The organism is Neorhizobium sp. P1_A6 (assembly GCF_056406795.1).
The window spans coordinates 111,681-129,234 of the sequence record NZ_JBFTZM010000008.1 but is presented as its reverse complement, the minus strand read 5'-3'; the positions used below and the strand labels follow the sequence as shown (position 1 = coordinate 129,234).

The window sequence follows — 17,554 nt, the reverse complement described above, 5'->3', positions numbered from 1 at the left end:
CTTCATTCACTGGGAGACTTCCGGTTCGCCCGGAAAGACGTGGGCTCGTGCTGTGTCGATCTCGGCAAAAACCTGCGTCCCGGTTTCGGGAACGTAGGTCGAAGGGCCACGCACCTCGGACGCACGCAGATTTGTGCCGTCGTCGAGAACGAGGTCGTGGACCAGCGTCGGGCCGAGCGGCACGGATACGGTCACGCGTGCCGCAAGCGAATTTTCGCCTGGCTGGCTTGTCAGCCGAACCTCCTCCGGTCGGAAGGTGACGGTGACCTTCGATCCGGCGGTGAAATTCAGGCGGCGCGGCAACTGGAGGGTTTTGCCACTCGGCAAGCAGATCACCGTGGCTTCAGGATCCAGACGCGCAACCGTTCCATGGAGAATATTGGCCTGCCCGATGAAGGTGTTGACGAACAGCGTGTTGGGCCGGTCATAGACGGCCATCGGCGTATCGATCTGCTCGACATTACCCTTGCTCATCAGGACAAGACGGTTTGCCAAGCTCTGGGCTTCTTCCTGGTCGTGGGTGACGATCAGCGTTGTGATCCCGAGCGTTTTCTGAAGATGCAGAAGTTCGACCTGCAGGTCGAAGCGAAGCGCCCGGTCCAGTGCGCCGAACGGCTCGTCGAGCAGAAGCAGCGAAGGGCGTCCTGCTATGGCGCGGGCAACCGCGACACGCTGCTGCTGGCCGCCGGACAGTTCGCGTGGAAGCCGATTGCCGTAACCGTTGAGACGAACGAGGGACAACATTTCCTCGACGCGCGCCTTTCGCTCAGTGCGCGGAACCTGCTGGCAGGCGAGTGGATAGGCGATGTTCTCGGCCACGGTCAGATGCGGGAACAGCGCATAATTCTGGAAGACCATGCCGATGCCGCGAGCTCGGGCAGATATGTTGGCGAGGTCGGCCCCACCGAGCACCATTCGGCCAGACTTTGGGTGGATCAAGCCTGCAATAGCCCGGAGCACCGTAGATTTGCCGCAGCCGCTTGGCCCGAGGAGTGCGACGATTTCTCCAGCGTTGACCTCAAAGGACACATCGCTGACGGCATTCTGTCCGCCATAACTGTGCGTGAGGTCTTTGACACTGAGCTGCTTTCCTTCAATCGAGTTCGCAATATGAGGCATGCAAATTCCCCCATGATCTGCCGCAACGATGGGACGCGAGTAGCGACCGGGAGCTAAGCGGATATGTCGTTGGCTAAAAAATCTGGTCAGGGTCTGGTTCATGCCCATCGAATTGCAAGCACCGTGCCAGTTCCAAACTGTCACCTGAAGAATCGAAGCAAGGTAATGTTTTAAATACGTTATTTTTTACGCGATTAAATTCGCAAGTTTATTATCACAGATTTTTGCATCTGAATAAATCAGTACAGCTGCATATAATTTGGCCTCGATAGTTTAGTTCTTGAGCAGAGACCTGGTAGCCGGCGGGGAGAATTCACGCCACTTTTTATCGGAAACGCGCCCCATTGCAGGGATTTTGCCTTCAAAATTAGGAAAATATCCCTACAATTGGAGCTAAATTGGATTTGAGACGGCGTTTTCCCATGACAGCAACGTTGAGCCCGATGAAATTTTATGCACTTAGTTTCGTATCAACTCTCGAATCTATCTTCGAAAGAAGATGCGAATATCGATGAGAGAAATATCTGGCTTCATTCTCAATAACTTAGGAATCAGTCCGTCAACTTGGCACGGCGATTGCTTCAAAATCCCCGAGAATTCAAACACAGCAAAACAACGAAAGGGGATCCCATGAACAGCATCAACGGAATTCTGCGAAGCGGACTTGCCGGCACATTCGCAGCCTTGCTCTCCCTGTCGGCACAGGCAGCCGAAGGTCCGGCAGTCAAGATGGTGCCGGAAGCGGACGTGGCGAAGTTGCCGGGCGTGGCCTTCAACCAAAAACTGGCAGACGGCCTGCCGCCTGCCATCAAGGCGTCGAAGGTCCTCAAGGTCGCAACCGACCTCACCCCGCCGATCAGCTTCCGCGCAGAGGATGGAAAGCTGATCGGCATCGATGCCGATATCGCCGCGGCCCTCGGCGTTGTTCTCGGCATCGACGTGCAGATGACCGACGTTGGTGCCGGGGCCGCGATCGTTCCTGCTATCCTGTCGAAGCGTTTCGACATGACCGTCTCCGGCATCAACGATGATCCGGAACTGGAAAAGCAGGTCGATGTCATCGACTACATGTATGACGCGACCACGATCATGACCATCAAGGACAACCCGCTCGGCATCAAGAGCATGGCGGATCTCTGCGGCAAGAAGGTCGCCGTGCCGGTCGGCACTTTCCAGGGGCGCATGGTGGAGGCCGCGTCTGCCAAGTGCGCCACGCCGATCAACATCATGTCCATCCCGAAAATGCCCGACGTATTGCAGGCAGTGCGCACCGGCCGCGCCGATGCGACCGTCAACGGTTATGCCACGAGCGTCTACACCACGGTAAACCAGACCGGCAGAGGCGTCGGCCTGCAGGCTCTTCCGGATGTCCGCCTCGCGGTGGGATATCTCGGCATGCTGGTATCGAAGGACAACCCACAGCTTCGCAACACGGTCGTGGCAAGCCTTCAGCATATGGTCGATAGCGGCGCCTATGAAGCCATCATGAAAAAATGGAGCCTTGGTCCGCTCGCCGTGAAGACGGTCAAAGTCAACGACGCCGCCAGCATGCCGGTGGATTGAGCCCATGTCCCTTTTTGCTCAAGCCGTCAGCATCGCCATGGCACCTCCCGTCGGCAAGCCGATACGGTGGGGGCAAATCACAACCGGTACCAGCGCGATCCTCGCGCTGGCCCTCCTTATGATGATCATCGGCCGTAGCCAGAGCGTTCAATGGAGCGAAATCCCTCGCTTCATGATCGATCCGATGATCCTGGGCGGCGTCGTCCTGACGCTCCAACTGACGGCAGGAGCAATGGTGGCCGGGATTGCCGTCGGCTGCATCGTGGCCATCATGGCCACCAGCCAGAATATCGTGCTGAAAACGATGGCCGTCGGCTTCGTCTGGTGGTTTCGGGGCGTGCCGCTGATCGTCCAGATCTTCTTCTGGTTCAACATCGGACTTTTTATCCCCGAGGTTGGTCTTGGCGCCTATACGATATCGATCAACGATCTGGTCACTCCCGCGGTCGCCGGGTTCCTGGCGCTCGGTCTGCACGAGGCCGCCAATATGAGCGAGATCATTCGCGGCGGCCTGACGGCGGTGGATCGTGGACAGCGTGAAGCGGCATCGTCTCTGGGCTTGAGGCCACTGCAAACCTTGCGGACAGTCGTTCTGCCGCAGGCGGTCCGCCTCGTCGTTCCACCGACCGGCAACCAGGCCATCGGCATGCTGAAGGCCAGTGCCATCGTCTCCGTCATCGGCATGCAGGACCTGCTGACCCAGGCGCAGGCGATCTATGCGCGCAACTTTCTGGTCATCGAACTGCTGTGCGTTGCATCGCTCTGGTATCTCGCGATCACCACAGTCGCCTCGATCGGCCAGCATTTCCTGGAACAGCAACTCGTGCCCAAAGGCCCGTCTGGCGGCTCGCAAAAGGAGACCCGGCAACGGGCCTGACAGGTCGCCTGCATCGTTCAACCCAACCAAGCAAGGATCGCCAGCGCAGCGTATCCGATCAGGAAATCCCAAGGAGCAAACCATGAAACTCGGCATTGATGCACAGAAACTTCCCGAAGCTGTAAAGCGCGGGCCGCTTGCAAGCCTCGACCATGTCAGGGAACTCGGTCTCGGCGGTCTTTTCTTCACCACGGTTCTCGATATGAGCCCGACGCTGGACAAAGTCGAACTGCGCGACATCAGGGCGAAGGCCGATGAACTCGGCCTTTATCTCGAAAGCGGCGTCGGCAAGATCAATCCCTATTGCAGCGCCGAGGCTCCGGAGTTCCGGGCAATCGGCGACGGCGACATCATTCTCGGCTTCTCCCGGATGATCGAGGCAGGCGCTGCCATCGGCTGCCGTGAACTCTGGGTATCGCCCGGCAATTTCAAATCCGAATATCGCGGCAGGTTGGCGAATGACCGGTTCCGGACCGACGTCACCTGGGAAGAGCAGTTGCTCGCCATCGAAAAGGTTCTGCTGAAGCTAGCACCTGTGGCCCGCGCCAATGGCGTTCACCTCAACATGGAGACCCATGACGAGATCACCTCCTTCGAAATTCTTCGGCTGATCGAAAAGGTTGGCGAGGATTGCATGGGCGTGGTCTTCGACACGGCCAACGGTCTGCAGCGCGCCGAACATCCGGTCTTTGCCGCAAAACGCGTCGCACCCCATGTCCGCCAGACCCACATCAAGGACGCCTATGTCGGGCGGGCACCCGGTGGCTTCGATTTCCAGACCCGGCCCGTTGGCGGCGGCATCGTCGATTTCGGTTCGATCCTTCCCATCCTCTCGAAGGCGAACCCAGATCTGAATTTTTCGCTGGAAGTTGCCGCATCCGTCGAAGACAAGCCCCGAAAAGCCAATCCGCGCCAGTGCATCCAGATCGACGATCCGATCTGGCGCGCCGGCCACCCGGATCTCAACGCCGAAGAGCTGGATGCTTATATCGCCATGGTGGACGCCTATGAAAAGCGCGTCACCTCGGGGGAAATTCCGGATTGGGAAGCGTACGAAGCCAGCCAGTACGGCTACCCCACCTATGAGAGGCAGTCCTACGGCTACAAGGAATCTGTGATCTTCATCAAGGACTCGGCTCGCTATGTCGAAAGCATTTGCGCCGAAAACGGCATCTCCCTTTCTTCGCCGGCGACAAAGCGGCAGGCGGCCTGAACGACCGGTCCGTCAGCATCGGCGGCATGCGCTGCCGATGCCCTTTAAAATCATGGGAAAGTCTGGCTTTTTGTCGAGATCGGCATATACGCAGGAATATTCTCATGGAAATAATAATGCTGCCGTAAGGGCATTTGGAGCAGGAAATGAAAAGGACGCGCCGTCAAAGCGCCAAGGCAGTACCGAAAGCGCATAGCGCAGCGGAAACCACTGAGACCAACAACGACGATGTTTCAGAGCGCATCCGGACAACGCTTGGCACCGCAATCGGTGAAGGCGCGCTGAAGCCGGGAACCAAGATTCTGGAGGATGCAATCGCCGAACATTTCGGTGTCAGCAGGACGGTCGTCCGAGGAGCCCTCGGCGTGCTGGAGAGCGACCATCTTCTGGAGCGAAAGAAAAATCGCGGTACCTTCGTCGCAGAACCTGGGATCGAAGAAGCCAGGGCTCTTTTCGAATCACGCCGGAAACTGGAGCACGTCATCCTCGAACTGGTCATGAACCGCGCCGAAGCGGAGCAGCTGGACGCTCTCGAAAAGCTGGCGGACGAGGAAGAGCAGATCCATCATCACGGCGACGAGAAATCGAAGACTGTCCTATCCGGCAAATTTCACATCGTGCTCGCCGAACTCGGTGGCAACGCGGTCATGACCGAAATGCTGTCGAAGATCGTTGCCCGCCTCTCGCTCGTGATGGCCCTCTACGAGGAAGAGAAGCAGGACGACTGCGGCGCCGATCACCATCGTCTGATCGTGACCGCGCTGAAAGCCAAGGACCTAATGAAGGCGCAGCAGTTGATGGACCATCATCTTGCTGACATCGAAGGCCGTGTGCGGCTCACTGAGGGCCAGGGTGACCGGCATACGTTCATGRCTGTGCTGGAGAACTTTTCGTAAACTGGATCGGCGCCCAACGTCTGTCCGAGCGGAAATTATTGCCGCTCGACACGACCTGTTGGCTGATGCCCATAGCCAGGGCACAAAGGTGGCATCCACGGTCGCTCGCGACAGGAAAACAGAGGGAATTTCGCGGCTCTTCAACCGTTTGCCGTAAGATGCAGACCTAAATAATCCTGCCCCCGCCGACGGGTGGGAGGCAGGGCAAATCGTGTCCGGGTTTTACCGGGCAATCAGCACCGGCAGCTTGCTTTTCTCCAGGATCGAAGCGGTCACGCCGCCGAATACCCGCTCCCGCAGGCGGGAATGTCCGTAGGCGCCCATGACGATGAGGTCGGCGTTGATCTCCAGCGCGTGCCGTTCGAGCACGTCCTCCACCGGTCGGCCGCCGCTTGCCAGTTGTTCGACGACGACATTTATCCCGTGTCGGGCGAGATAGGAGGCGACGTCGGCGCCGGGCTCGCCGCCGCTGACCCAGTACGCGCTGTCAGGATCGACCAGCACGACATGCACCTCTTCGGCCCAGGTCATCATCTCCAGGGCCTCGCGTGCGGCCCGAGCCGCCTCGGCGCGGGAATTCCAGGCGAGCAAGACCCGCCGCGGCTTCAGGGTCGTCCTGAGGTTCTTCGGCGCCAGAAGAAGGGGGCGGCCCGCTTCGAACACGCCGCCGTCGACGATTTTCCGGGTGAGAACGCTATCGCCGCGCACGCCGTCTCCGATCACCAGCACATCGGCATAAAGCGCGCGGCGATGAATTTCCTCGCCAACAAAAACGCCTTCGGAGTAGATGACGTCGATGTCGAACGACAGACCATTCGTCGTGCAGGCGGCTGCCGCCTGTTTCCGGATGCCGTCGAGCAATCTCAAGTCCTCGTCCCGCTGGTCGAGCCACACCGTGCCGGCCGGAAAATCACCCATGGTTGCCGGAACCGCGAGGCCGATGACCACGACGGAAAGATGCGCTTCGAGTTCGATCGCGATCTCCATGGCACGGGCGAGATCAGCAGTTGGATCCGTATTGCCGATCATCGCGAGCACTGTCTTGAATGACATTGTCTGTCCCCTCTGCATAACGCCTTGATTGGCCTATGGAAGGAAAGCCTAGAACCGGCACCGGCCCGAGCCATGATCTTCGTCAATCGAAAGCGGAATTTCAGATTGCTGCGCACTATCTGAGGATCGGCTGGGATCATAAACCCCGCTTCTGCCTCCACGATGAAAGCACTCGCCATGCCGAAACGCAGCGCAGGTCTTTTGATATTCCGCCAGGCTGCCGGAGATCGGCAAGTGTTTCTGGTTCATCCCGGCGGACCGTTCTGGGCACGCAAGGACGAAGGAACCTGGTCCATTCCCAAGGGCCTTGTCGATGAAGGAGAAGACGAACTGGCGGCCGCGAAACGGGAGGTTTTCGAGGAGGTAGGAGCGAGTATTGACGGCGACTTCGAATGGCTCGGCGAATATCGCCAGCCGGGCGGCAAGCGGGTGATCGCCTGGTCGATCGAGGCCGATATCGACGTCGAAAAGATCGTCAGCAACACGTTCCGGATCGAGTGGCCGCCGAAATCGGGGCTGATGAAGGAGTTTCCGGAGGTCGACAGGGCCGGCTGGTTCAGCCTCGATGAGGCGAAGCGCAAGATATTGAAGGGGCAGCAGCCGATCCTCATCGATTTTGCAGCTCGACGGCCGTCATAATACGAGGAGCCCAAATCCAACTTTGCATGTCGAAGTGACGGCACGCCGGTAAAAGCCCTCCCCGCTTGATTTAGATCACCGTAAGGCCCTTGATGGACGGATACGAGAACTGCCTGACATCAGCGTTCATGGAGCCTCCCTTTGAACCGTATCGCAAAAGCCGCCATCATTGTCGCAGTCGTAGGTGCCGCCGGTTATTTCGGCTGGCGGTATCAGCAGGACCTTCGGGCCGAGCGAGCCATGCAGGGAATTGCCAGTGGAAACGGCCGCATCGAGGCGGTCGAAATCGATGTCGCGGCGAGAACCGCGGGACGCCTTTCCGATATTCTGGTGAAGGAAGGCAACTTCGTCAAAGCCGGCGCGATCGTCGCCCGCATGGATATCGAACAGCTCGGCGCCCAGAAGCGGGAAGCGGAGGCCCAGCTTGCAAGGGCGAAGATCGCCATCGAAACCGCGAAAAGCCTCGTCGTCCAGCGCCAGGCGGAAAAGGAAGCTGCGGCCGCAACGGTCTCCCAGAACGAGGTCCAGCTGCAATCGGCTCGCAAGCGGCTGGCCCGCAGCGAGCAGATGAGCCGCAGCGGATCGGTGTCCGAACAGTTGCTGGACGACGACCGCGCCAGGGTCGAGGGAGGAGTGGCGACCGTCGCGGTGGCCAAAGCCAACCTTGCGGCGACCGATGCGGCGATCGGCGCGGCGCAGTCTCAGGTCGTGGATGCGGAGGCATCGGTCGAGGCGGTGCAGGCGACTGTCGCGCGGATCGATGCCGATCTGCGCGATTCCGAGCTCAAGGCCCCGCGCGACGGACGGGTGCAATATCTCGTGGCGCAGCCGGGCGAAGTGGTCGCTGCCGGCGGCCGCGTGCTCAACATCCTCGATGTCGGCGATGTCTACATGACGTTCTTCCTACCGACCGGGGAAGCCGGGCGCACCCCGATCGGCGGCGAGGCCCGGATCGTTCTCGACGCAGCCCCCCAATATGTCATTCCGGCCCGGATATCCTTCGTGTCCGATGTCGCGCAATTCACGCCGAAGACGGTGGAGACCGAGGAGGAACGACAGAAACTGATGTTCCGCCTGCGGGCGCGCGTCTCTCCGGAACTGCTCCAGAAATATATCGCGCAGGTCAAGACCGGGTTGCCGGGCCGGACCTATGTGAAGCTCGATCCCGCCGCAGAGTGGCCGGCGGCGCTGTCACGGCCGATCACCCCATGAGCCCGGAGCAGCAAGCGAAGGGCGCTCCGGCGGAACCTGCCTATGTGGCGCGGCTGACGGATGTCGGCCATTCCTACGGCAAAACGCGCGCCATCGACGGCATAAGTCTCGACTTGCCATCCGGGCGTATGGTCGGCCTGATCGGCCCGGACGGGGTGGGCAAATCCTCGCTGCTTTCGCTGATCTCCGGCGCACGCCAGATCCAGACGGGCGAGGTCGAAGTGCTTGGCGGCGACATGCGCAGCGCCCGCCACCGCGATCGCACCTGCCCGGCCATCGCCTATATGCCGCAGGGGCTCGGCAAAAACCTCTATCCGACGTTATCGGTGTTCGAGAATGCCGATTTCTTTGCCCGCTTGTTCGGCCAGGGCCGCGAGGAGCGGGAATATCGCATCGCTAACCTTCTGAAACGCACCGGCCTTTCGGGCTTCGAGGACCGCCCCGCCGGCAAGCTTTCGGGCGGCATGAAACAGAAGCTCGGCCTTTGCTGCGCCCTCATTCACGATCCGGACCTTTTGATCCTCGACGAGCCGACGACCGGCGTCGACCCGCTGTCGCGCCGGCAGTTCTGGAGCCTCGTCGACGATATCCGGAGGGAGCGACCGGAGATGAGCGTGATCGTTGCAACCGCCTATATGGAGGAAGCGGCGCGCTTCGACTGGCTGGCGGCCATGGATGCCGGCAAGGTGCTGGCGACCGGCACACCGCGCGAAATCCTTACCCATACCGGCGCCGCCACGCTCGACGATGCCTTCATTACGCTGATGCCGGAGGAGAGGCGCGCCACGCACAAGGTCATTCCGCTTCATCCCCCGGCAGATTTCGACGAGGCCGAATTTGCCATCGAGGCGGAAGGCCTCACCATGCGCTTCGGCGATTTCACGGCGGTGGACAATGTCAGCTTCCGCATCCGCCGCGGCGAGATCTTTGGCTTCCTCGGCTCGAACGGCTGCGGCAAGTCCACGACGATGAAGATGCTGACCGGCCTGCTGCCGGCAAGCGAAGGCACGGCGAAGTTGTTCGGCAAGACGGTCGATCCGAAGGACATGGATGTCCGCAGGCGCGTCGGCTACATGAGCCAGGCTTTCTCGCTCTATACGGAACTGACGGTCCGGCAGAACCTCGACCTGCATGCGCGGCTGTTTCAGCTGCCGGCCGACACGATCTCGGCACGGATCGAAGAAATGGGCCGGCGTTTCGAGCTTACGGACGTCATGGACGCACTGCCAGACGGTTTGCCTCTCGGTGTCCGGCAGCGGCTTTCGCTAGCTGTGGCGCTGATCCATTCGCCGGAAGTGCTGATCCTCGACGAACCGACTTCGGGCGTAGACCCGATCGCCCGCGACCAGTTGTGGGCGGCGCTGATCGAGCTCTCCCGCAAAGACCATGTCACCATATTTATCTCCACCCATTTCATGAATGAAGCGGAGCGCTGCGACCGCATCTCGCTGATGCATGCCGGCAAGGTGCTGGTGAGCGATACGCCCGATGCGATCCGCAAAAGCCGCTATGCCACAACGCTGGAGGAGGCGTTTATCGCCTATCTCGAAGATGCGATCGGCGAGACGACTGCCTCATCCGCATCGGCACCCTCGACGGCAGACGACGGGCGCAAGTTCGCCGGAGCACGGCCGCACCGCTCCTTCGACCCGCTTCGCATCTGGAGCTATAGTCTTCGAGAGACCCTGGAGATCCGCCGCGACCCCATTCGGGCCACCCTGGCGCTGATCGGCAGCGTGATCCTGATGTTCGTGATCGGCTACGGCATCAACATGGACGTCAAGGACCTGACATTCGCGGTTCTCGACCGGGACGACACGGTCGCCAGCCGCGACTATATCGCCGACATCGCCGGTTCCCGCTATTTCGTCGAGCAGCCGCCGCTCGGCGATTATGCCGATCTCGACCGGCGCATGCGCGACGGCTCGCTGAAGCTGGCGATCGAGATTCCGGCCGGTTTTGCCGAACATGTCGCCCGCGGCCACGATGTTGAGATCGGGGCGTGGATCGACGGCGCCATGCCGCAGCGGGCGGAAACCACGCGCGGCTACGTGCAGGGCATGCACGCCCACTGGTTGGCGCAAAAGGCGCGCGAAATCTTCGGCGATGCCGCCAAGGGGCAGTTCTCGATCGAGACCCGCTTCCGCTACAATCCCGGCATCGAAAGCCTGGTGGCGATGGTCCCGGCCGTCATTCCGCTGCTGCTTCTGCTGATCCCGGCGATGCTCGCGGCGCTGTCAGTGGTGCGGGAAAAGGAACTCGGCTCGATCGTCAATTTCTACGTGACGCCGGTGACGCGGCTGGAATTCCTCATCGGCAAGCAGCTTCCCTACCTGGCGCTCGGCATGATGAACGCCGTGCTCCTGTGGCTGTTTGCGATCCTGGTGTTCCAGGTGCCATTCACCGGCAGCTTAGCTGCCTTCACCGCAGCGGCACTTCTCTATGTCGCTTTCGCGACCGCCTTCGGCCTGCTTGTTTCGACCTTCATGTCGAGCCAGATCGCCGCGATCTTCGGGACGACGTTGATGACGATCATACCGGCGGTGCAGTTTGCCGGCATGATCGATCCGGTCTCCTCGCTGCAGGGCATCGGGGCGGTCATCGGCCAGATTTATCCCACGACCTATTTCAACATCATCTCGCGCGGCACCTTCTCGAAGGGCCTCGGCTTCGAAAACCTCTTCGAAGCTTTCCTGCCGCTCATTGTTGCCGGGCCGCTGCTGATTGCGGCGAGCGCCGTCTTTCTCAAGAAACAGGCACGGTGACGGATGCGGCTCGCCAATATCTTCCACCTCGGGATCAAGGAATTGCGCGGGCTGATGCGCGATCCGATATTGCTCGGGCTGATCGTCTATTCCTTCACGATCGCCGTTTATACGGAAGCAAAAGCCGTTCCCGAAACATTGAACAATGCGCCGATCGCGATCGTCGACGAGGACAATTCGCCGCTCTCGCGCCAGATCGCCGACTCTTTCCTGCAGCCCTATTTCAAACCGCCGGCGATGATCACGGCGGGCGAGATGGATGCTCGCATGGATGCCGGCACCGACACGTTCGCACTCGATATTCCGCCGAACTTCCAGAGCGACCTGATCGCCGGCAAATCCCCGGTCGTCCAACTCAATGTCGATGCGACCCGCATGACCCAGGCATTTTCCGGATCCGGCTATGTGCAGAATATCGTCTCGACCGAAGTCGCCGGTTTTGCCGCCGCAGATATCGACGGTCGCGCGCCAACGGTGAACCTCGCATTGCGCGCGCGGTTCAATCCCGAACTCAACCAGATGTGGTTCGCCTCGGTGATGAACGTCATCAACAACGTCACCATGCTGGCGATCATCCTGACAGGCACCGCCCTCATCCGCGAGCGGGAACACGGCACGGTTGAGCATCTTCTGGTGATGCCGCTGACGCCGTTCGAAATCATGGCTGCAAAAGTGTGGTCGATGGGGCTGGTGGTGTTCGTCGCCACCCTGCTTTCGCTGATCTTCGTGGTGCAGGGATTGCTGAAGGTTCCGGTCGAGGGATCGATCATGCTGTTCATGGCCGGAGCGGCGCTCCATCTTCTCGCTGCAACCGCGATGGGGATCGCGCTCGCGACGCTTGCGGGCTCGATGCCGCAGTTCGGCCTGTTGCTGATGCTGGTGCTGCTGCCGCTGCAGATCCTCTCAGGCGCGACCACGCCCCGCGAGAGCATGCCGGAAGTGATCCAGACGATCATGCTCGCTGCGCCGAACACACATTTCATCCTGCTCGCCCAGGCGATCCTTTACCGCGGCGCCGGGTTCTCGGTGGTCTGGCCGCAATTTGCGTGGCTGCTCGTCATCGCGACGGTGTTGTTTGCCTTTTCGCTGCGCGGCTTCCGCAGGTCGTTGCGATAAAACCTACCTGAACATGCCGGTGCTTATTCCTGCTTCTGCCGGCGAAGAAACGGGAGTAGAATTACCGGGTCGATCAACGAGGAAGCTCGAAAATGGGAAAAGAGGCTCCTTCACCCGGAACGTCCGCCAAAGACATCGCCAAGGAGCAGGACGATTACCTGGAAGAGTCGCTCGTAGAGACTTTTCCGGCAAGCGATCCCATCGCACCGGGCCATCCCCGAAGGCCGGAGAAACAGCCGGTTGCTCCCAAGCGCAAGTAAAAACGGGCCGAAGTGCTCCTCGGCCCGCATTATCTGATGCTTAGTTCTTGCCGCCGGTCTTGCGGCCCTTGTCGGCCTTGCCCTTTGCGGAAGAGGTCTTGGCGTCATAGCCCTGGCCGTGGTTGGTGCCGCCGAGATGGCCGCCGCCGCTGGTATTGACGACCTGGCGCTGGGCTCGTTTTACCTGCTGTTCTGCATCTGTCTTTTTCATGGAAATTCTTTCGTTATTCGAAGAGAAAGGCCGAGAGGGGTCAGCCACCCGACCGCTTCAACGGTCCGTGCCTGTACATCCGTGGTCAAATACCGGAGTTGGTTTTGGGACCGGAGTTGGTTTTGGCTTTAGGCTATCTGCAGGTTTTCAGCTGCATTCTTGCCGGTGCGGTTGTCCCGCACGACATCGAAGCTCACCTTCTGGCCTTCAGCCAGATAGGTCATTCCCGAACGTTCGACGGCCGAGATGTGGACGAACACGTCCGTCGATCCGTCGGCGGGCTGGATAAAGCCGAAGCCCTTGGAGGTGTTGAAAAATTTTACGATTCCGCTGCTCATGAAGATGATCCTTCCGATCGAACACAGGTCGCCGTCCGGCAAAATGCCAGCGACAAAAGAGATCGATTTTGAAAGGAAAGATCAGCTCGAACGCAAAAGGCGTGAAAACGAAGCTCGACAACCAATTTCGATGGTAACCCCTATCGGTCAACTATGTCTTGAGCAAGGCATTTCTCGCAACCCCGCACATTGCCTTTGGCGCAAGTCCGGCGCATGATGAGGACTTCAGCAGCTATATAAAGGGCGCTGCTGCTTCAGGATTTTCACGCCCTGGCCCCAATGAAAGGAGGACGTCATGTCTTCCGAATTCTCTCAGACCACCTCCCGCAACCTGGTCCGCGTCAGCGGCCCCGGATACCGGGAAAATATCGAACTTCACCAATTCAGTGAGCGTACGCAGCCAAGCGGACTGCTTGTCGGCGGTCGGGCAGACACGACGGGAGCAGCCATGATGCTTGCCCGTTTTGGCGATCATCCCGAGAAGAGCTTTGGGGCCGCAATATCGGCTTCGTTGAGCAAACACAGAGATACCGTAACACCGCAGCTTTGATAGTTCGGCTGGCAAAGGCAGGATTTCGCAGATCCGTCATTTCACGCTTTGCATGCCTGTCTGCCGAACAACGGTTTCACTCTCCACTATCCATCGCCGCCCAAGGAGGACAAAATGGCTAAAGGCCAGGTACGAAGTAACCGCGAAACTCGCAAACCGAAAAAAGACAAGACTGCAGCCGTGACGGCCGCGCCCGCAGGCGCACAGGTCAAGCTCGCCGGCAGCGGTCTCACCTTGGGCAAAAAGCCGAAATAATGTTTCGGGCAGGAGGCGCCGCACCACGGCGCCTCCGACGCCGGCCCCCTTCGAAATTCGCAGGCTCAAGCAGGCGACAGGGATGATTGCCATCCGGTCGTTGCTGGATCGTTTGCGTTTCGCTTTCTTGGAAAATGTGTCCTTTGACCATCCGCTCCCATCGGGCGCGGAGATGTGATCCTATTTCCAATCCCTGCGTCGGCGGAAAGCTTTGCCGGCTAGCGCAATCCGGGAGGCTTCTTCGAAACGCGGGTGGCGCGGATGCCACCAAGCCAAATCTCCGAACCCGTCAGCGGCGGTCCCTGGATCGGCATACCCCGGAAGATGGCATGCAGGCTCGATGCGTCGGGGCAGCTTTCTGCGGATTGTTCAGCCTGCGGCTGGTTGTTCGTCAGCATTTTCTCGAAATAAAGCTGGAAATTCGGATGCGAGGATCGTGAGGACATCGTGCCCCTCCTTGGTCGTCGGGGCTAGGGCTCGCATCGGGTCCCTCAGGCGGCTGCGCCCTTGCCAGTTGCAGCCGACCAGCCACGATGGGCCTCATTCCCGCCCATGGCAAGCACCGCCTATCCGTTTTGAGACAAGACTTGAAACTGACGCATTATTTCGCCATATATGATTCACGTTTTCAGCCTTTTCGGCTACCTGATCCTCCCGGCTCCGCCGGTTGCTTGGCGACACCCTTGATTTTGCGAACGTCGAACTCCGCCCCGTCGGCTGGAGCATTCTTGCGTTGGCCGTTGTCGCGTCCCGCAGTCTATCCTTTAAGGTTACATCAATGATCGATACCGTCCGTAATGCCGCCCAGAATCTGTTTCGCAAACCCGATGCAGAAGAAGGCTCCAATGCAGCGAAGCTGCAGGAATTCCGCCAGAGACAGGCGCTGAGAAGCCGGGAACTCAAGCTCGCGCAAAAGCAGGAGCGCCTCCAGAGGCGCGCGTCGCAATTGCAGCCGGCCTGACACGGATTGTTCCGACGAAGTTATTCGTTCGGATCATCCCCTCGCACATCTCCTCGACCACAAGGACACCAGCATGGCCGCCTTCAACTACAATGCCGGCGCGGGCCTCTACCCGTGCAAGAACTGGAAGAGAACGAGCAGGCTTGGCTACAAGAGGTTCGAAACCGTGGCCGAGGCCTTGCGTTTTGCAATCGAGGTCATGCCTGCATCCCTGTTGCGCGGGTCGATCCTCGAGGTCGAAGAAGCCCGGTTCGACAGCACGCAGATACAGAAACTCTACGACGCCGGTGAATATCCGCTGCAGCGTCGGGACCAGTGAGGTTACCCTCTCGGGGTTCCTATGCGGTGTTCGGGATTATCGTAATTTACCGGGTGCGGCTGGTTTTTCCTATCGCCTTGACATGGCGGCTGTTATAGCGGTGATCAAGCAGGGTTCGATGAAAGCCCCCGCGCCAGCGCGTGCCGACCTTACTGCTCTTGGGGTGAATTGGATGACGATATTTTCCGTCCGGCATGTCACCTCCTATCGGTATACGAGGCCGGTGGAGTTCGGCGAACACAGGCTGATGTTCAGGCCGCGGGATAGTTTCGACCAGACTTTACTGAGTTCCCAGCTCAACGTTTATCCAAAACCGGACTATGTCCGGTGGATCCATGATGTCTTCGGCAATTGCGTCGCGCTGGTCGGAATATCGAAGGCGTCTTCCGAACTACGGTTCGAAACCAATATCCGCCTCGACCACACGCCGCAGGTGGCGATGGATTTCCAGATCGACGAAGAGGCACTCACCTATCCGTTCGTCTACGATCCGGAAGAAGCCTTCGATCTGGAGAGGACGATCCAGCGCCACTATCCCGATCCAGAGGACCGGGTTGGCAAATGGGCACGGCAATTCGTCAGGGTCGGCCATGCCACCGAAACGGGGCATCTGCTGATGACCATGTGCTTCGCGCTCCACGAGGGCTTCATCTACGCCAGGCGCTCCGAACACGGGACGCAACCGCCGCTCGAAACCCTGCAACTGCGCCGCGGCACCTGCCGCGATTTCGCACTGCTGATGATGGAAGCGGCGCGGTCGCTCGGCTTGGCGGCGCGTTTCGTGACCGGCTATATCTACGTGCCCGACCGCGACGGCTCGATAACGCTCGGCGGCGGATCGACCCACGCCTGGTGCCAAGTCTATCTTCCCGGCGCCGGGTGGGTGGAATTCGATCCCACCAACGGTATCGTCGGCAATCGCGACCTGATACGCGTGGGTGTCGCTCGCGATCCGCGACAGGCGATCCCGCTATCGGGAAGTTACGATGGCGACGATACCGATTTCGACAGCATGTCCGTGCAGGTTAACGTGACGACCGATGACCAAAGCGTGAAACTCCACGGGTAACCGGAACACCCGGATTATTCGAGCGTTGCCGCTGAACTGCCATTTCGGCCAGAGTTTCTCCATAGGGATACGATCATGAAGATACGCGCAGGGTTTCGCATAGGGTATGAATGCCAGCACGATACGGCGATGCTACTGGTTCTGAATATCCATCCCTCGCGTCGCGCGGACCTTTTGAGCGACCAAGTGCTGAGCTTCGATCGCCCGATCGAGGCCTGGAGCTATCTCGACAGTTTCGGAAACGCCTGCAGCCGGATCGTGGCACCGCCGGGGCTGACGACGATCTCGACCGAATTCGAGATCTACGACGACGGCATGCCTGACCCGGTGCCGCAAAATGCCTTCCAGCACGACATCAAGGATCTGCCGGACGACGTGCTGGTCTTCCTGCTCGGCAGCCGCTACTGCGACACCGACCGCCTGGCGGATTTCGCCTGGAAGACATTTTCCGCGACGCCTCTCGGCTGGCCGCGGGTGCAGGCGATCCTCGACTTTGCCCACAACCACATCACCTTCAACTACCAGAACGCGGATCCGCTGCGGACAGCTTTTGGAGGCTTTACCGATCGCACGGGCGTCTGCCGCGATTTCGCGCATCTCGCCATCACGCTTTGCCGCTGCATGAACATTCCGGCGCGTTACTGCACCGGCTATCTCGGCGATATCGGTGTGCCGGTGGATATCAACCCGATGGATTTCAGCGCCTGGTTCCAAGTCTATCTCGGCGGGCGCTGGAATACCGTCGATGCCCGCCATAACAAACCCCGCATCGGGCGCATCCTGATGGCGACCGGGCGGGATGCGACGGACGTGGCGCTTTCGACCGCCTTCGGCCCGGCGATCCTGGCTTCTTTCCAGGTGACGACCGAAGAAATACCGGCCTCCGCCTGAATCTTCAAACTGCCGGCCCTTTGGCGCTCAAGCCCGAAAGGGGGTACCGTTGATATTCTCCCGCCATCAACAGAAACCACTCACGGTTGCGCGTCTCATGATTTTCAAAACAAAAAGTTGACACTTCGGTCATGATGCATTAGGTAGGGGTCATCGATACTTTGTTTGCCGATATTTGTTTTTGCTGCGCATCGCGCTTCTTGACGAACTTTCCCTCTCAAAAGTCGAAACACCCGCCGTGCGTCGC

20 protein-coding genes are annotated in these 17,554 nt (G+C 59.6%); 15 read left to right on the top strand and 5 right to left on the bottom strand.

All coding sequences use genetic code 11. The features are described 5' to 3' along the window. Positions 1-6: 6 nt before the first annotated feature. On the bottom strand, positions 7-1,119 hold the full coding sequence (locus tag AC1D3C_RS17595; RefSeq protein ID WP_477483783.1) for an ABC transporter ATP-binding protein: 1,113 nt from the start codon (positions 1,117-1,119) through the stop codon (positions 7-9). A 630-nt stretch (positions 1,120-1,749) separates the two neighbouring features. On the opposite strand from AC1D3C_RS17595, the gene AC1D3C_RS17590 reads away from it, so the two are divergent. The 4 genes from AC1D3C_RS17590 (at position 1,750) to AC1D3C_RS17575 (ending at position 5,668) form a co-directional block, all read left to right on the top strand. After that, the gene (locus AC1D3C_RS17590) at positions 1,750-2,682 is read left to right on the top strand and encodes an ABC transporter substrate-binding protein (protein WP_477483782.1); all 933 of its coding nucleotides are present in this window, start codon (positions 1,750-1,752) and stop codon (positions 2,680-2,682) included. Positions 2,683-2,686: 4 nt separating this feature from the next. After that, complete coding sequence (locus tag AC1D3C_RS17585) at positions 2,687-3,559, top strand: amino acid ABC transporter permease (protein WP_038540066.1); 873 nt, start codon at positions 2,687-2,689, stop codon at positions 3,557-3,559. Positions 3,560-3,641: 82 nt separating this feature from the next. Continuing rightward, complete coding sequence (locus AC1D3C_RS17580; protein WP_477483781.1) at positions 3,642-4,772, top strand: sugar phosphate isomerase/epimerase family protein; 1,131 nt, start codon at positions 3,642-3,644, stop codon at positions 4,770-4,772. A 146-nt stretch (positions 4,773-4,918) separates the two neighbouring features. Beyond that, the gene (locus AC1D3C_RS17575) at positions 4,919-5,668 is read left to right on the top strand and encodes a GntR family transcriptional regulator (protein ID WP_477483780.1); all 750 of its coding nucleotides are present in this window, start codon (positions 4,919-4,921) and stop codon (positions 5,666-5,668) included. Between the two features lie 222 nt (positions 5,669-5,890). Here the strand turns inward: AC1D3C_RS17575 and AC1D3C_RS17570 are convergent, their stop codons facing one another. Next, a complete protein-coding gene (locus AC1D3C_RS17570) occupies positions 5,891-6,721 on the bottom strand; it encodes a universal stress protein (protein ID WP_477483779.1) in 831 nt (276 codons plus the stop codon). 177 nt (positions 6,722-6,898) lie between these two features. On the opposite strand from AC1D3C_RS17570, the gene AC1D3C_RS17565 reads away from it, so the two are divergent. From AC1D3C_RS17565 to AC1D3C_RS17545, 5 genes are all read left to right on the top strand, one after another. Beyond that, positions 6,899-7,360 carry an NUDIX hydrolase gene (locus tag AC1D3C_RS17565; RefSeq protein ID WP_477483778.1) on the top strand — a complete coding sequence of 154 codons (462 nt, stop codon included), beginning with the start codon at positions 6,899-6,901 and terminating at the stop codon, positions 7,358-7,360. Between the two features lie 141 nt (positions 7,361-7,501). Beyond that, a complete protein-coding gene (locus AC1D3C_RS17560; protein WP_477483777.1) occupies positions 7,502-8,572 on the top strand; it encodes an HlyD family secretion protein in 1,071 nt (356 codons plus the stop codon). Further along, the gene (gene rbbA, locus AC1D3C_RS17555) at positions 8,569-11,337 is read left to right on the top strand and encodes a ribosome-associated ATPase/putative transporter RbbA (RefSeq protein ID WP_477483776.1); all 2,769 of its coding nucleotides are present in this window, start codon (positions 8,569-8,571) and stop codon (positions 11,335-11,337) included. The genes AC1D3C_RS17560 and rbbA overlap by 4 nt, the downstream gene beginning before the upstream one ends. Before the next feature lie 3 nt (positions 11,338-11,340). Then, positions 11,341-12,453, top strand: a complete 1,113-nt coding sequence (locus AC1D3C_RS17550; protein ID WP_477483775.1) for an ABC transporter permease — start codon at positions 11,341-11,343, stop codon at positions 12,451-12,453. A 92-nt stretch (positions 12,454-12,545) separates the two neighbouring features. Continuing rightward, a complete protein-coding gene (locus AC1D3C_RS17545; protein ID WP_477483774.1) occupies positions 12,546-12,713 on the top strand; it encodes a hypothetical protein in 168 nt (55 codons plus the stop codon). Between the two features lie 40 nt (positions 12,714-12,753). Here AC1D3C_RS17545 and AC1D3C_RS17540 read toward each other — a convergent pair whose 3' ends face one another. Then, entirely contained in the window at positions 12,754-12,924 is a 171-nt protein-coding gene (locus AC1D3C_RS17540) for a hypothetical protein (protein WP_477483773.1), read from the bottom strand. 128 nt (positions 12,925-13,052) lie between these two features. Beyond that, positions 13,053-13,262 carry a cold-shock protein gene (locus AC1D3C_RS17535; protein ID WP_038548738.1) on the bottom strand — a complete coding sequence of 70 codons (210 nt, stop codon included), beginning with the start codon at positions 13,260-13,262 and terminating at the stop codon, positions 13,053-13,055. A gap of 295 nt (positions 13,263-13,557) precedes the next feature. On the opposite strand from AC1D3C_RS17535, the gene AC1D3C_RS17530 reads away from it, so the two are divergent. Further along, entirely contained in the window at positions 13,558-13,812 is a 255-nt protein-coding gene (locus AC1D3C_RS17530; RefSeq protein WP_477483772.1) for a hypothetical protein, read from the top strand. Between the two features lie 114 nt (positions 13,813-13,926). Continuing rightward, positions 13,927-14,067, top strand: coding sequence for a hypothetical protein (locus AC1D3C_RS17525; protein WP_167551667.1), 141 nt, complete (start codon positions 13,927-13,929; stop codon positions 14,065-14,067). Positions 14,068-14,285: 218 nt separating this feature from the next. On the opposite strand, the gene AC1D3C_RS17520 is transcribed toward AC1D3C_RS17525, so the two are convergent. After that, complete coding sequence (locus AC1D3C_RS17520; RefSeq protein ID WP_247037980.1) at positions 14,286-14,513, bottom strand: hypothetical protein; 228 nt, start codon at positions 14,511-14,513, stop codon at positions 14,286-14,288. 332 nt (positions 14,514-14,845) lie between these two features. Between AC1D3C_RS17520 and AC1D3C_RS17515 the strand changes: the two genes are divergently transcribed. From AC1D3C_RS17515 to AC1D3C_RS17500, 4 genes are all read left to right on the top strand, one after another. Next, positions 14,846-15,028: a hypothetical protein gene (locus tag AC1D3C_RS17515; RefSeq protein WP_038540037.1), complete on the top strand. Its 183-nt coding sequence runs from the start codon at positions 14,846-14,848 to the stop codon at positions 15,026-15,028. 73 nt (positions 15,029-15,101) lie between these two features. Then, positions 15,102-15,347 carry a hypothetical protein gene (locus AC1D3C_RS17510; RefSeq protein WP_038540034.1) on the top strand — a complete coding sequence of 82 codons (246 nt, stop codon included), beginning with the start codon at positions 15,102-15,104 and terminating at the stop codon, positions 15,345-15,347. A 172-nt stretch (positions 15,348-15,519) separates the two neighbouring features. Next, positions 15,520-16,416, top strand: a complete 897-nt coding sequence (locus AC1D3C_RS17505; RefSeq protein ID WP_038540031.1) for a transglutaminase family protein — start codon at positions 15,520-15,522, stop codon at positions 16,414-16,416. Between the two features lie 75 nt (positions 16,417-16,491). Beyond that, on the top strand, positions 16,492-17,307 hold the full coding sequence (locus tag AC1D3C_RS17500; RefSeq protein WP_038540029.1) for a transglutaminase-like domain-containing protein: 816 nt from the start codon (positions 16,492-16,494) through the stop codon (positions 17,305-17,307). Positions 17,308-17,554: the final 247 nt, after the last annotated feature.